Source organism: Peribacillus sp. FSL K6-5616 (assembly GCF_038008245.1).
Lineage (GTDB): Bacteria > Bacillota > Bacilli > Bacillales > DSM-1321 > Peribacillus > Peribacillus frigoritolerans.
Map to the genome: position 1 here is coordinate 699,214 of NZ_JBBOYT010000001.1, position 14,789 is coordinate 714,002.

The 14,789-nt window shown below is 41.4% G+C and carries 17 protein-coding genes; 15 read left to right on the top strand and 2 right to left on the bottom strand.

Annotated elements, in window-relative coordinates; all coding sequences use genetic code 11:
* The first annotated feature begins 136 nt into the window (after window positions 1-136).
* Window positions 137-1,003, top strand: a complete 867-nt coding sequence (locus tag MHB45_RS03345; protein WP_034315523.1) for a Cof-type HAD-IIB family hydrolase — start codon at window positions 137-139, stop codon at window positions 1,001-1,003.
* Window positions 1,004-1,117: 114 nt separating this feature from the next.
* The gene (locus tag MHB45_RS03350; RefSeq protein WP_226990520.1) at window positions 1,118-1,384 is read left to right on the top strand and encodes a transcriptional regulator SplA domain-containing protein; all 267 of its coding nucleotides are present in this window, start codon (window positions 1,118-1,120) and stop codon (window positions 1,382-1,384) included.
* 497 nt (window positions 1,385-1,881) lie between these two features.
* On the opposite strand, the gene MHB45_RS03355 is transcribed toward MHB45_RS03350, so the two are convergent.
* Window positions 1,882-2,331, bottom strand: coding sequence for a DinB family protein (locus MHB45_RS03355; protein WP_048687394.1), 450 nt, complete (start codon window positions 2,329-2,331; stop codon window positions 1,882-1,884).
* A 330-nt stretch (window positions 2,332-2,661) separates the two neighbouring features.
* Between MHB45_RS03355 and MHB45_RS03360 the strand changes: the two genes are divergently transcribed.
* The 9 genes from MHB45_RS03360 to MHB45_RS03400 all read left to right on the top strand — a co-directional run bounded on the left by MHB45_RS03360 (window position 2,662) and on the right by MHB45_RS03400 (window position 8,854).
* Window positions 2,662-2,964 carry an urease subunit gamma gene (locus MHB45_RS03360; protein WP_340907371.1) on the top strand — a complete coding sequence of 101 codons (303 nt, stop codon included), beginning with the start codon at window positions 2,662-2,664 and terminating at the stop codon, window positions 2,962-2,964.
* A gap of 13 nt (window positions 2,965-2,977) precedes the next feature.
* The gene (locus MHB45_RS03365; RefSeq protein WP_340907373.1) at window positions 2,978-3,292 is read left to right on the top strand and encodes an urease subunit beta; all 315 of its coding nucleotides are present in this window, start codon (window positions 2,978-2,980) and stop codon (window positions 3,290-3,292) included.
* 4 nt (window positions 3,293-3,296) lie between these two features.
* Complete coding sequence (ureC, locus tag MHB45_RS03370) at window positions 3,297-5,006, top strand: urease subunit alpha (RefSeq protein ID WP_340907375.1); 1,710 nt, start codon at window positions 3,297-3,299, stop codon at window positions 5,004-5,006.
* 9 nt (window positions 5,007-5,015) lie between these two features.
* The gene (ureE, locus tag MHB45_RS03375) at window positions 5,016-5,462 is read left to right on the top strand and encodes an urease accessory protein UreE (protein WP_048687386.1); all 447 of its coding nucleotides are present in this window, start codon (window positions 5,016-5,018) and stop codon (window positions 5,460-5,462) included.
* The gene (locus tag MHB45_RS03380; RefSeq protein WP_176702827.1) at window positions 5,455-6,141 is read left to right on the top strand and encodes an urease accessory protein UreF; all 687 of its coding nucleotides are present in this window, start codon (window positions 5,455-5,457) and stop codon (window positions 6,139-6,141) included. Before ureE ends, MHB45_RS03380 begins: the two co-directional genes overlap by 8 nt.
* 48 nt (window positions 6,142-6,189) lie before the next feature.
* A complete protein-coding gene (gene ureG / locus MHB45_RS03385; protein WP_048687385.1) occupies window positions 6,190-6,807 on the top strand; it encodes an urease accessory protein UreG in 618 nt (205 codons plus the stop codon).
* On the top strand, window positions 6,804-7,619 hold the full coding sequence (locus MHB45_RS03390) for an urease accessory protein UreD (RefSeq protein WP_048687382.1): 816 nt from the start codon (window positions 6,804-6,806) through the stop codon (window positions 7,617-7,619). Before ureG ends, MHB45_RS03390 begins: the two co-directional genes overlap by 4 nt.
* A 21-nt stretch (window positions 7,620-7,640) precedes the next feature.
* Window positions 7,641-8,285, top strand: a complete 645-nt coding sequence (locus tag MHB45_RS03395) for a HoxN/HupN/NixA family nickel/cobalt transporter (protein WP_072272542.1) — start codon at window positions 7,641-7,643, stop codon at window positions 8,283-8,285.
* 170 nt (window positions 8,286-8,455) lie between these two features.
* Entirely contained in the window at window positions 8,456-8,854 is a 399-nt protein-coding gene (locus MHB45_RS03400; RefSeq protein WP_048687378.1) for a hypothetical protein, read from the top strand.
* Window positions 8,855-8,971: 117 nt separating this feature from the next.
* Here MHB45_RS03400 and MHB45_RS03405 read toward each other — a convergent pair whose 3' ends face one another.
* The gene (locus MHB45_RS03405; protein ID WP_176702828.1) at window positions 8,972-9,850 is read right to left on the bottom strand and encodes a dimethylarginine dimethylaminohydrolase family protein; all 879 of its coding nucleotides are present in this window, start codon (window positions 9,848-9,850) and stop codon (window positions 8,972-8,974) included.
* Window positions 9,851-10,100: 250 nt separating this feature from the next.
* On the opposite strand from MHB45_RS03405, the gene MHB45_RS03410 reads away from it, so the two are divergent.
* The 4 genes from MHB45_RS03410 to MHB45_RS03425 all read left to right on the top strand — a co-directional run bounded on the left by MHB45_RS03410 (window position 10,101) and on the right by MHB45_RS03425 (window position 14,756).
* On the top strand, window positions 10,101-11,093 hold the full coding sequence (locus MHB45_RS03410; RefSeq protein WP_048687377.1) for a Gfo/Idh/MocA family protein: 993 nt from the start codon (window positions 10,101-10,103) through the stop codon (window positions 11,091-11,093).
* Window positions 11,094-11,109: 16 nt separating this feature from the next.
* The gene (locus MHB45_RS03415; protein WP_048687375.1) at window positions 11,110-12,129 is read left to right on the top strand and encodes a Gfo/Idh/MocA family oxidoreductase; all 1,020 of its coding nucleotides are present in this window, start codon (window positions 11,110-11,112) and stop codon (window positions 12,127-12,129) included.
* Between the two features lie 115 nt (window positions 12,130-12,244).
* Window positions 12,245-13,753: a sugar ABC transporter ATP-binding protein gene (locus MHB45_RS03420; protein WP_048687373.1), complete on the top strand. Its 1,509-nt coding sequence runs from the start codon at window positions 12,245-12,247 to the stop codon at window positions 13,751-13,753.
* Window positions 13,754-13,757: 4 nt separating this feature from the next.
* Window positions 13,758-14,756, top strand: a complete 999-nt coding sequence (locus MHB45_RS03425; RefSeq protein ID WP_048687371.1) for an ABC transporter permease — start codon at window positions 13,758-13,760, stop codon at window positions 14,754-14,756.
* Window positions 14,757-14,789 lie beyond the last annotated feature (33 nt).

Genomic DNA, 14,789 nt, shown 5'->3' on the forward strand with positions numbered 1-14,789 from the left:
CTCCCTTCTTTAATGGTTGGGGGTTTTTTTGTTCCCTGAAAGCACAAGTGCAAGGGTCGTGAACCACTATTTGTTCTATTCTCGAAATTTTAGTCATAAATTTTGAAAGAGGATACAACAGATGGGAGAGATCAGCATGGTATATCGACTACTTGCGGTCAATATCGACGGGACATTGCTCCAGTCGAATGGCCGTTTAAATAAATCGACTAAAGAAGCAATAGATTATGTTCACCAAAAAGGTGTCCATGTTGCACTTGTGACGTCAAGAAACTATCACTCAGCAAAAAAAGTGGCCAAAGCCCTAAAAATAAATCCGATGATCGTTGCTCAGCAAGGAGCCTTTGTCGGAGCTTCCATGGAAAAGCCGATAATGGTAAAAAGAATATCAGAAGAACTGACTGCAGAGCTCGTGCAAATGCTTGAAAAGACCACGTGCCAAATATTGCTCATTCATGAAAAATACTCGCTGGGCAATCGGGTGAACCTCCCGGAGAATTTGCTTGGTAAATCGGTTATGTATTTGAATGACCAAAATATTTATGCTCAAAATTATGTGGATGATATCAGTGAAGAGCTTATTGATCAGCCGATGGCCCCGACGAAGATGGACATTATATTTCCAGAAAAAAATGCTCGAAATGATATGTTGAAATTGATAAAGGAAATGTTCCCTGAGGTGGATGCAGTCTTACACCCAGGACATAAACTGACAATCGTTCCGAAGGGTGTATCTAAATGGAGTGGTGTATTGTATTTAGCGGACCATTTAAAGGTGAAAAGAACGGAGATCGTCTCGATTGGCGATGGATTGGATGATATGGATATGATTGCCGGTTCTGGTCTGGGAGTTGCCATGGGCAATGCGGATGAGGAAGTACGGAAAGTGGCAAAATGGGTGACGCGCTCCAATGATCAAGATGGTGTTGCCTATATGCTTAGGGAGTTTTTCCGGAAACAGCATCCGATCGAATTTTTACAAAAAATGAATATGCTTAAGTGAATGGCGGGGCTCCTTCTGTTGAAGGGGCCCCATTCAGATAACGCGACTTGCGAGGTCTGTCATCTTTCATAAATAATTATAAGTTTCTTTCCATAAACTAAAGGAAAATCAGTAATGGAAAGGAAGAATTCAATGGGTGTAATCAATGCAAAAGAAGTGCAGGTCGGTGACGAGGTGTTTGTGATTTATAATAACCCCCATGTCCCTACAGTTTCGAATATCAGGGCAGCAGAAATTGTTCCGCACCCCAAAGATCCCAATGCAGTTGCCTTGTTCCTGAACGATACATTTCATACGATCGAGGATGATGATGCTTTGTTCACTTCGGAAGCCTCAGCGGAAAAAGCATACAGTGATTATATGGATAACCAAATGACTTAAAGAGACGTTCACTTCGAATGAACTGAAGAAAGCCCTCGCTATTAAAGAGCGGGGGCTCTTTTTAATTTTATTCACGAGTGTTTGCTACAAACTCACGAGTAACGCTCGAATTCACGAGTATTTCCACTAAACTCCGAGTAAATGTAGCAAACTCACGAGTAAAAGCTTAAAATTCACGAGTATTTACACCAAATTCACGAGTAAAAGCTCGGAACTCACGAGTAAAAGCTTAAAATTCACGAGTATTTACACCAAATTCACGAGTAAAAGCTTAAAACTCACGAGTATTTACTGCAAACTCACGAGTAACGCTCCGAATTCACGAATTAAAGCTCCGAATTACCGAGTGACGCTAGAATTTTATGAGTAAAAAGCTTAAAACTCACGATTATTTGCTCCAAACTTACGTGTAAACGCACCAAAACTGTAATTTTTCGTCCTAAATAAAAAAACAGCCACTTCCATTACAAGAAAAACAGAGTGACAGTTTCTTAATCTCAGTTTTTGGATTGTATGAATAGTTTCATTGCGTGAATTTGGCCTATATGATTGGTTTCGTGCAAGACTACAAAATTAATGAATTCTCCCACTGTTTCCATTCCGTTGAAAGGCTGTGCTGTTTTTTCTGCCAATCGTTCTTCCGGAATTTCAAGAAGTCGATCAAGTTGTTCATGCAACTGTTGCTTTAATACTTCAACGGTAGGTACATCTCCGGTCCAGTTGGCTGGTTTTGAACCATATCCGAATAGCTGGCTGTAACTCTCTGGCAAATTACTGCTGGAGTTCAATAAAAACTTTTCCGCTGCAGTAAGGACATGTCCAATGTGCCAATGGATTGTATTATTAAAACCTTCAGGCTGCACATCCATGAACTCTGGATTGATTCCCTCAATTTCTTTTAAAAGATTGGTGCGCATGGCTGTCAGTTGATTTTTAACATAATTCATTTTACATTCCCCTTTCAATCCTGTTTTTTTCTAAACGCTATCCCATGAAATTATAGCAAGGATAATTCAGTATTATCAAATTTTAGCTAGGTCTTTTCAAAAGGGGAAGGCTTATCAATTTACAATTAAATTCATTTTAAGGGTTGTAATTGTCAGATAATTTATTATAATTAAAATAATGTTAGATAAACTTACATAACTATGTAAAGTTAAGGGCCGGAATGTTGGGTCGGATAATGGTAATTGACTGAAACGGCGCATTGAAAGAGTTGCAGCCGAACTAAAGGGGTAGGTATTTTAACGGCATAGTTTGGCAAAAGGAGAGAGGGTATGCGTTTAACAGCAAGGGAACAGGAAAAGTTAATGATTGTAGTGGCGGCTGATTTGGCAAGAAGGCGAAAAGATCGCGGCTTGAAGTTGAACTATCCGGAATCCATTGCCTTGATTACCTACGAAATAGTCGAAGGGGCCAGGGATGGTAAATCAGTATCGGAACTGATGCAATTTGGCAGGACGATTCTTTCAATTGAAGATGTTATGGATGGGATTCCTGACATTATTCACGATATTCAAGTTGAGGCAACGTTTCCGGATGGTACAAAGCTTGTGACTGTTCATAATCCGATTCAGTAAGGAGGAAGAGGCCATGATACCAGGTGAATATATCTTGAAAAAAGAACCGATCGTATGTAACGAGGGAAAGATTTCAACGGTCCTAACAGTCATCAACAGGGGAGACCGCCCGATACAGATTGGCTCACACTTTCACTTTTATGAAGTGAATCTTGGACTGGAGTTCATTCGTGAGGATGCTTTTGGGAAAAGGCTGAACATTCCTGCTGGTACAGCTGTCCGTTTTGAGCCGGGCGATGCGAAGGAAATCGAACTGGTCCCATTCAGCGGCAAGAGGGAAGTTTATGGATTGAGCAATAAAACGAATGGTCCGCTTGATAAGGAGTGAAAATATGAGCCATGAAATGTCACGTAAGCAATATGCCGACATGTTTGGTCCGACAACAGGGGATTTAATTAGATTGGCAGATACTGAGCTTTTCATAGAAGTGGAAAAGGATTTTACAAAGTACGGGGATGAAGTGAAGTTTGGCGGGGGTAAAGTGATCCGTGATGGTATGGGGCAACATCCAACCGCTTCAAGAGATGAGGTGATGGATCTTGTTTTCACCAACGCGATAATCATCGATTATACAGGCATCTATAAAGCGGACATTGGCGTGAAGGATGGAAATATTGCAACTATAGGAAAAGCGGGAAATCCCCTATTGATGGATGGGGTGACAATGGTGATAGGAGCAGCTACTGAAATAATTGCGGCTGAAGGAAAAATCGTTACAGCTGGTGGTATTGATGCCCACATCCATTTCATTGCCCCGCAGCAAATCGAGACTTCACTGTCAAGCGGGATCACGACAATGATCGGTGGGGGAACCGGACCTGCAACGGGAACGAACGCCACGACGTGTACTCCGGGAGCTTGGAATATACATAAAATGCTCGAAGCAGCAGATCATTTCCCTATGAATCTCGGTTTTTTGGGTAAAGGTAATTCCTCCGCCAAAGAACCGCTTGCTGAGCAAATAGAGGCTGGTGCGATCGGGCTGAAGCTACATGAAGATTGGGGCACGACGGCAGCAGCGATCGATACAAGTTTAATGGTGGCTGACGAATACGATGTTCAAGTGGCGATTCATTCCGACACGCTTAATGAAGGTGGTTTCGTCGAGGATACAATCAGAGCGATCGACGGCCGTGTCATTCATACATATCATACCGAAGGAGCGGGTGGGGGGCATGCCCCTGATATCATCAAGGCGGCTGGTTATCAGAATATTCTCCCGTCCTCGACGAACCCTACCCGTCCATATACCATCAATACGTTGGTAGAGCATTTGGATATGCTGATGGTATGCCACCATTTGGATCCATCCGTACCTGAAGATATCGCTTTTGCCGATTCCAGGATAAGAAAAGAGACTATCGCAGCTGAAGACATTCTTCATGACCTGGGCGTCTTTAGCATGATCAGCTCCGATTCCCAAGCGATGGGGCGGGTAGGGGAAGTTATTCTACGAACATGGCAGACGGCCGATAAGATGAAAAAGCAGCGTGGCAAAATGCTGGAGGATACAGGGGAAGGGGACAATTTCCGCGTTAAGCGTTATATTGCCAAATATACGATAAATCCTGCAATTACACATGGGATTTCTGATGTCGTCGGATCTGTGGAAGAAGGGAAATTCGCAGACTTGGTGCTATGGGATCCTGCCTTTTTCGGGGTTAAACCGGACATGATTCTAAAAGGGGGCATGATAGCGCACAGTATGATGGGCGACCCGAATGCTTCTATTCCAACACCTCAACCCGTGCTATACCGCCCGATGTTTGCAAGTTTTGGACAGGCCGTTGCGAGTACTTCGATTACGTTCCTATCAAAAGCGTCATATGAAGCGGGAATTCATGATGACCTGGGTTTGAAAAAAATAGTGAAGACCGTCTCGAATATTCGCAATCTTACAAAAAAAGATATGAGGTTAAACGGGGAGACCCCCCTCATAGAAGTTGATCCGCAAACATATGAAGTGACAGTGGATGGTGATTTAATTACGTGTGAGCCAGCGGAAATCCTGCCGATGGCGCAACGATACTTTTTATTCTGAGGTGATGACATGATAGTTGAAGAAGTATTGGGAAATATAGAGTTTATTGAAAAAAAAGCGAAACATATGGAAAAGGTTTATCTGGAAAGCGATGCATTAAGAAAACGGATACTAAGGGTTAAAACGGATCATGGAAATGAAATTGGGATACGCCTTAAAGAAAACAAGGATTTGATGGATGGTGACATCCTTTATATGGATGAAAATAATATGATCGTTATCCATACGATAGATGACGATATTTTGACGATCTTGCCTACAACTCTAGGGCAGATGGGCGATATAGCGCATCAATTGGGAAATCGCCACTTACCTGCCCAATTTGTTGGAGATGAAATGCTTGTTCAATATGATTACCTGGTGGAAGAGCTTTTAATGGAACTTGATATACCGTTTCGACGTGAAAAGAGAAAGGTCAAGCAGGCATTCCGTCATATCGGCCATTCACATGATTGAACGTTTGTTTCCGTTGATCCAGCTTTGTGATTCCAATTTTCCTTCTGGGTCGTTCTCCCATTCATTCGGAATGGAGACCTACATTCAAGAAGGGAAGGTCCATGATGCAGCTTCTTTAAAGGCGTTTTTGAAGGTATATATTTCTAAATCTTTAACCTATACAGATGGACTGGGGTGCCGGCTTGCATATGAATTCGTAAGTAGTCATAGGGCTGAAGGTATATGGTATCTGGATGAGTTGCTTTATGCCGCATGTTCCCCCCGGGAATCCAGGGAAGCCTCGAAAAGAATTGGACAGCAGATGGCTAAACTATGCTCGAACTTATACCCATCCGAAGAATTATTGGCATACTTGAAGAAAATCCAAGGAAAGCAATGCTATGGTCATCCGGCCATTGTATTTGCGCTTGTGTGTACCGAACTGAACCTTACCGTAGAAATGGCCATTTATGCCTGTTTGTATGCAGCCGTGTCCTCGCTTATCCAAAATGCAGTAAGAGGAATCCCTTTGGGGCAGACAACTGGACAATCCTTGTTATTGTGGTCACATGAGGTCATCCAGACAGCCGTTGCATTCATTAAAGCACTTCCGGAGGATGAACTCGGACGGACACTGCCGGGATTGGAAATCGCCCAAATGAGGCATGAGAATTTACATGTAAGACTATTTATGAGTTAACCAGAAAAGAGGTGACAGGTTTGCCTCATAGAGGTAAATCGATAATAGATGAAACAAGTAGTCAAAATAGGTGTAGGCGGCCCAGTTGGTGCCGGAAAAACAATGCTTGTCGAGAAGTTGACACGGGTAATGGAAAATGACTTTAGCATGGCAGTTGTAACGAATGATATATATACAAAAGAAGATGCGCTGTTTTTAATGAAAAATGGTGTACTTCCTGAAAATCGGATCATTGGTGTGGAAACCGGCGGCTGTCCTCATACAGCGATACGTGAGGACGCCTCGATGAATTTCGCAGCCATTGATGAGTTGATGGAACTCCATCCGGAACTCGATTTGATTTTTGTGGAGAGCGGCGGTGATAATTTAGCGGCGACCTTCAGCCCTGAACTCGTCGACTTTTCAATCTATATCATTGATGTCGCACAAGGGGAGAAAATCCCCCGGAAAGGTGGCCAGGGAATGATTAAATCGGATTTATTCATCATTAATAAAACGGACTTGGCCCCTTATGTAGGAGCAAGCCTGGAAGTGATGGAGAGGGATACATTAACGACCCGAGGGGATAAACCTTTCTTTTTTACTAACTTAAAAGACGAAAAGGGTTTGACTGATGTCGTGAACTGGATAAAGTCAGAGGCGTTTCTAGTAGGTCTTGAGCAGTGAGTTGGACAGGCAGCATTCGCTTAAAGGCGGAACTGAAAAATGCTCGAACGATAGTGAGTGATACTTATTATGACGGGGCATTCAAATTGTCCCGTCCTGTGTTTTTTGATGAACTTTCACCTACCTATTTTCTCATTCATGTTGGAGGCGGCTATGTAGGTGGTGACAAGTACCATCAGCTTTTTTGTTTGGAAGAAGGGGCTACAATAACATTGACGACGCAGTCTGCGACAAAGATATACAAAACGATGGATGAGCCGGCAGTGCAGAAAACCGAGTTAGTTTTAAAAAAGGAAAGTTTCCTTACCTATGTGCAGGACCCTGTAATTGCCTATGAATCTGCTCGATATATTCAGGATACGACTATACATATGGAAAGCGGAGCGGGATTGTTGATGACTGATATATTTACACCAGGATGGTCAGAGAGTAGGGGGGCATTCACATATGATTGGATCCGCTCCAAAATGAACGTGTTTCAAGATGGTAAAAGGCTGTTGATGGACCACTTGTTTCTGAATCCTTCAGATGAGATGGACTCTGTACTTTTATTGGAAGGATATAGTCATTTTGGCTCGCTATTATTGATAAATAAAGAGGTGGATGTGGAATTCATTACCGAACTCGATGAAATGCTTTCCCCGTTAGGAAGCAATGTTAGAATAGGTTTTTCCCGGCTGCCAATACGGGGTTTGATGTTGCGGGTATTGGCAAATCAAACTCAACAGATAGAAAAGGCATTTTCAGTTTGTGAGGATCTCTTCCGAAGGAGGATCCTTCGGAAGGATCCAATTTTTTATCGTAAATATTAGTAAAGGGAAAGGCGATGTTTTATGGAAATGAGTTTATTGCTTGTTTTAGCGATTGGATTTGTATTAGGCATTAAGCATGCTCTGGAACCCGATCATATCATTGCTGTTTCTACGATTGCGAGCCAAAGCAAGAAAATATGGAAATCTTCACTTGCAGGCCTATTTTGGGGAATCGGGCATACACTTACTCTTTTGGTGTTCGGTGTCATCCTAATCCTTTTGAAAAACGAAATTCCGGAAGCTTGGACTATGTCATTGGAATTTCTTGTGGGAATCATGCTGGTATATTTAGGTATCACGACGATTTTTTCTTGGAAGCAAACGAAGCGGCATGACCATACAGGCCGGGCTACATATCTGAAATCGATGTTAGTGGGAATTGTCCACGGACTTGCAGGCAGTGCTGCAATGGTCCTTCTTACTTTAAGTACGATAGATGCAGCGTGGCAGGGGGCAATCTACATTATCATATTTGGTGTAGGTACTTGTATAGGTATGCTTCTGTTCACTACGATTTTAAGCATCCCCTTTGTCACAAGCTCTTCCTCCAAAAAAGTCAATCTCTTACTCATCCGATTGACAGGTGTGATAAGCACGCTTTTCGGAATATATTATATGTACAATCTAGGCATCAACGAGGAACTATTTTCTGTATGGTTTGGATGAATGCAGCACATATGACCAAGGGATAAAGGTTCAAAAACCCTCAAGTTATAAACTTGAGGGTTTTTTACTGTTAAAAAATCGACAAACAATCCTATTACTCTTTTGCTTGGACTAGTATAATGAGAAATATTGGATAATTAATCCATTGGGGTATAAGGAGATGACTTGTCATGAAAAGGAAACCGCTCCTGGTTGGCCTTTGCTTATTATCAATAACGTTGGCTTCAGGTTGCACGACAAAGCAAGAACATATTTCCGTTCAAAAATATGAAGGTAAACACTATAAATTCGAAGCATATAAAAAAAAGATAGAAATGGGGAAAACAGAAAAAACAAAAGAAATAGTAAAGAATGCGGCTTGGGAAGAATTCGCGTTGGAGAAGGATCATTCTAAGGCGGACTTCATCTTTTATTTTAATGATGAGAAAAATGAAGGTGGAATTTCCGTATATTATGCTTGGGTAAATACTGATGAAAATATTGTAGAATTGACGAAGGATGAACATAGCCAGTATGTACAGTTAAATAGAAAGGATTCTGAAATTATATTAAGACTACTACTGAATTGATGTATAGAGAAGATTCTTTTTAAGGGGTGGTCGCAAATTCCATTGAAAATTAATGTTTGACAACAAAAAGGAGAAAGAAACCGGACTTCCATATTAGTCCGGTTTCTTTCATTCTGCTCAGGCTGAATCAGTCTTCTTTTTCGTTGTCCTCAATAGTGGCATGGTGCAACAACGGAAAGAGCCACCGGACTTGATGATTTCGCTTATATCGACTTCAATGACTTCATATCCGCGTTCACGAAGCTGACTATTTACCTGTTTATTACAGGGTAGACTGAATAATTTTTTATTCCCAATCGAAAGCACGTTGGTTCCTAAAGTGAATTGTTCTTCTTTCGTCACTTCAATCATGTCATAACGTGAAGCTAATATATCCATCTCTTTTTTTGTAAAGGACTCTGGAAAAATAAGCGCCTCTGTCGGTGATATGATATTGAAAACACAGTCTAAATGAAGGAATGTTTCAATGAAAGGAACCGCTATGACCTCGTATTCCGGTAATAAGGATTGAAGATGCTTGACGGATGTTTCATCCGTTCTTTCACTGATTCCAATATAGATGGTTTTTCCGTCAATAAGGACATCCCCGCCCTCAATATGATTTTTGAGGAGGTTGAAATATGAAATACCATTCGTTTCGAGCCAGGATTTCAATATTTGTTCTTCACCCTGCCTGATACCTGTTGCCAACTCAGCTACGTAAACGGTTTCGCCAAGAGTGAAACCGATATCCCTCGTAAAGACTTGTTCCGGATATGTAGATTGAGGCGGAAGTTTTATGACTTCAATCCCTTCATGTTCTAGAGCGTTTGTAAATTGTGCGTGCTGCTCCAAGGCAAGTGCCTGATCGATATTTTCTTCTTGAAACTCTTTTTGGGTTTCGTTAATGATCTCCCGGATCTCCATATGACGAGGTTCACAGACGATCACCCGTGATAGCTTTGAATATTCACTCGCACAATAAGCTTCTAGTTCTTCGTTTATTTTGTTTACCATAAATGAGCTCCCTCTAAATATAATTGTATCTTTACTATTTCCTCTTTTTTCTAGAAAGAAACATAAAAATTAAGTCGTGGCTCTTTAATCTTCTTTAGAGTAGATTGCTTTTTATACTGGAATAATTCTGACTGATAATTCTGAAAAATAATTTTCGGCATTTCTGTAAATGTAATTGAATAATGAAAATGTGTGAGTTACAATAGCAAAAAGGAAAGCGCTTTCCCAAAATATATGAGGAGTGTGAATGATGGGAAATATTCGTTGGGGAATCATGAGTGCTGCCAATATAGCCTTCGATGAATTTTTACCGTCCATAAGCCGTTCAAACCGTGCAGAGTTAGTAGCCGTAGCATCGAAAAGCTTAGAAAAGGCTAAGCGATTCAATTCGTCCTATATTTATGAAAAGTATGAACATCTTATTGAAGATTCATCTATTGACGCAGTCTATATCCCTTTACCTAACTCTCTTCATGCAGAATGGGCGGTGAAGGCCATGAAAAAGGGAAAACATGTTCTTCTTGAAAAACCAGCAGCTTTAACGGAAGCCGATATGCACGCTGTTAAAACAGCAGCCCGAGAAAATGATGTTGTCTTCATGGAAGCCTTCATGTATCAGTTTCATTGTCAGCATAAACGAGTTAAGGAATTACTTGAATCCGACAAGATCGGGGAATACAACCATGTTAAAGCACATTTTTCCTGGATGCTTGAAGACTCTGGGGATATTCGTTTGAAACCGGAACTAGGGGGAGGGGCCATGAGAGATGTCGGATGTTATGGCTTGCATGCAGTTACGCAAATCGTTGGCTTTAAACCTGTTCAAATCACAATGAGCGGCAAAATGAATCAAGGCAATGGTGTTGACATGACATCGACCTGTTTATTGTTGGATGCTCAGAAAAGGACTGCTGAAGTTACAGCTTCATTGGAACTTCCATTTATTAATCGTTATGAAATCTTTGGCCCTAAAGGATCCATTACAGTCGATTCTGCATTTCGACCCGACGTATCGAATGATGAACACGGAAAAATAACAGTAAAAGATGATAATGGTAATGTAATCCTTTTTGAGAGATATAAAGATGATCAATATTTAAATCAGATTGAACATTTCCATGACTGTATTTTAGAAGGGGAGAACCCTGATTATAATGTCGATCATTCGATTCAAATGGCCCGTTATCTTGAAAAAAGTTACCAATCATTGAACAGAAAGTCCGTGCTGACGGAAGTTAACTAAAAGGAGAAAAAATAATATGTCAAAAAAAATTCGAGCAGCTGTACTTGGACTTGGAAGACTTGGCTATTGGCATGCAGTGAATGTAGTTACAAGAATTAGAAACGCGGAACTTGCGGCAATATGTGATGTCGATATGGAGACGGCAAAGCGTGTTGCAACTGAATTGGAAGTGCCATTTTTCACGTCCGACCCAGAGGATATCCTTAAAGACGATACTATCGGAGTAATGATCATAGCTTCTCCTACAAGCACACATTTTGATTTGTTGAAAAAAGCGTCAGAAGCAGGCAAGTCCATATTTGTCGAAAAACCACTTACGATAGATTTAAGTGAAGCAAATGAAATTAAAAGAATAATAGAATATGACAATACCATTTGCCAGGTGGGATTCATGCGCAGGTTCGATCCCGCTTATGTTGCAGCGAAAAATAGGATCAATGCCGGTGATATCGGTGATCCGATTTACTTCCGCGGTATTTCCCGTGATCCACATTCACCCCATGAAGCGTTTATCCAACATAGCGGCGGTATGTTTGTCGATGTATCCATTCATGATTTTGATATTGCCCGGTACTTAATGAATTCCGAAGTGACTTCAGTTCATGCTCATGGAAGAATCCTAAAATACCCATTCATGGAAAAATACCAAGATGTTGATCAATCTCTTACCTATTTGGAGTTTTCATCTGGGGCTGCAGGAGATGCAGAGGCAAGTCGTAATGCCCATTATGGCTACGATATCCGTGGAGAGGTCATTGGGACGGAGGGGTCGATCTTTATAGGGAATCTTCGAAATCATGATATACAGATTTTAACGAAATCGGGTAACCTGCATGATATTTTACCCGATTTTCCAACTCGTTTTACCGATGCCTACCATTTGGAACTCGCGAGTTTTTTCCAGGTAGTTGAGGGTAGAGGAATACCAAGTGTAACAGTGGACGATGGCATAAAGGCACTTGAAATAGCATTTGCAGCACGTGAATCCTATCAAACGGGAAAAAAGGTTGAGCTTAATTCATTATATCTGTGGTAATAATTCAGAAAATACGAAATATTAAATAAATATATTGAAAAGTAAATATAAAAAAAATATACTCTAGTTAGGAAAGCGCTTTCTTAAATGGTAAATGACGAAAAGAGGTTTGCCCATGATTAATCATTCAGGAAATCTCCTTGAAATGAAAGGGATTAAAAAAAGTTTTGGTCAAAACCATGTTTTAAAAGGAATTGATTTAGATGTAATGGCGGGTGAAGTTCATGTATTACTAGGGGAAAATGGTGCAGGCAAATCCACACTCATAAAAATTTTAACGGGAGCATACGAAAAAGATTCCGGAGAAATTTTTTGGGAAGGTAATTCTGTCCAACTTGATACACCTCTTGATGCTATGAATCTAGGGATTGCGACTATTTATCAAGAATTGAATGTCATTCCTGAATTAAAGGTATATGAAAATATATTCCTCGGAAGGGAATTGAAGCGTGGCGGAAAATTCTCATTACTTAATCAAAAGGAAATGCGTCAGGAAGCAAAACGCTGTTTGGAAATGCTTGGTCAAAGCCCTGAACTTGCAGATAAGCAATTGGGGGAGCTAGGAATCGGGCAGCAACAACTTGTGGAAATTGCGAAAGCGCTTACCCTTGATGTGAAATTAATTATTATGGACGAGCCGACGTCCAGCCTTAGCGGAACTGAAGTAGAGCAGTTATATCGATGTGTAGAACAACTTACTCAAAAGGGCATAGCGATTTTATTCATTTCCCATCGGTTGGATGAAATCAGGCAAATGGGTGATAGGCTTACCATCCTTCGAGACGGATTTAAAATTGAAACGCTGCCGGTCAAGACAACGGAAACCGATCATTGGATCGAATTGATGGTCGGCCGGGCGCTGGATGAAAAATATCCTAAGCAATCGTTTACGCTTGGCAGTGAAGGGTTCAAGGTCGAAAACATAGTAGTGGCGGGAACCAAAGAACCTGTAAGCTTTTCAATCCGACACGGTGAGATCGTCGGAATCTCCGGACTCGTCGGAGCTGGACGGACAGAATTGGCAAGAGCCATTTTCAGTGCAGATGACAGGGGAAAAGGTAAGGTCTACATACATGGGGAGGAGGTTCGGATCAAATCACCCAGGGATGCAATTGATGCAGGCATTGCTTTTATTACGGAGGATAGGAAAAGCGAAGGTCTCTTATTGGATCAACCGCTTGATTTCAATATTGCCATGGCAAATATGAATAAATTCACGAATAAATTCAGACTCATTGATTTGAAAGGTCTGCGTGAAGAAGCAAACAATTATATTAGGGAATTGAAGGTACGACCAAATAATATTGATCTTCATGCCAGAAATCTAAGCGGGGGTAATCAGCAAAAAGTCGTTATTGCCAAGTGGTTATGCACACAGGCAAAGGTTTATATCTTTGATGAACCTACAAGAGGGATTGATGTTGGTGCAAAAGTTGAAGTCTATCGCTTAATGAATCAGTTGGTTGAAGGCGGTGCCATTGTCTTGATGATTTCTTCGGACCTCCCGGAAATACTTGGTATATGCGATAGGGTCTTAGTGATGAGTGAGGGGAAAATGACCGCTGACCTGGAGATAGGAGAAGCCTCTCAAGAACGGATCATGAAAGCGGCAACAGGGGGATGAAATTATGAATGAAGCAGTCATACAAAAACCAGAGAATGATTTACCAAAACAAAGTAGAACCATTAAGACTTACGTAAGTAAGTTCGGGCCATTAATCGGTCTTATCCTTTTAACGACGGTACTGACATTCTTGTCGGACAAGTTCATGACATTGAACAATATCATGAATATAGCCCGTCAGTCCTCCATAAATGCCATACTTGCAATCGGTATGCTTCTTCCGATTTTAACAGCCGGCATCGATTTATCTGTAGGTTCCATTCTTGCGGTCTCCATCATGGTTATGGGAATCGTTTCAGTCACGATGGGATTCAGTCCGATCTTGGGCCTACTTGCCTGCCTGGTCGTAGGAGCTGGATTCGGTTTACTCAATGGTCTGCTATTAACGAAATTACGTTTGCCGCATCCGTTCATTTCGACACTGGGGACGATGAACATTGCACGTGGAATCGCGTTGATCATCACGGCTGCAGCCCCGATTGCCGGTTTTCCATATTTGATCCAATTTTTGGGGCGTGAATTTGTAGGTCCCATTCCAGTTAGCTTCCTGTTAGTAATAGTGGTATATATCATCTTTCATATATTCCTGACAAGGACCCAGACAGGGCGTTATATATATGCGATCGGTGGTAATAAAGAAGCGGCCCGTCTCTCGGGTATCAATGTTGATCGTGTATTGATCATAGTATATACGATCAGTGGTTTAATGGCAGGTCTTGCAGGGCTTGTAATGGTCGGACGCGTCAATTCCGCTTTCCCTCTCGCAGGCCAATCATATGAACTTGATGCAATAGCGGCAGTCATCATTGGAGGAGCAAGCTTCATGGGAGGTGTCGGAACTGTTTGGGGTACATTGATAGGTGCAATGATCATAGCTGTGCTCCGAAATGGATTAAACCTCCTGAACGTTCCTGCCGATTTCCAAATGGCAGTAATCGGTTTCGTCATCATCGCAGCCGTGTTTGTAGACGTACTCCGACAACGAAAAGGAAAAAAAAGGTGATCGATCGTTAATTCATTTCAAATATGAAACTTG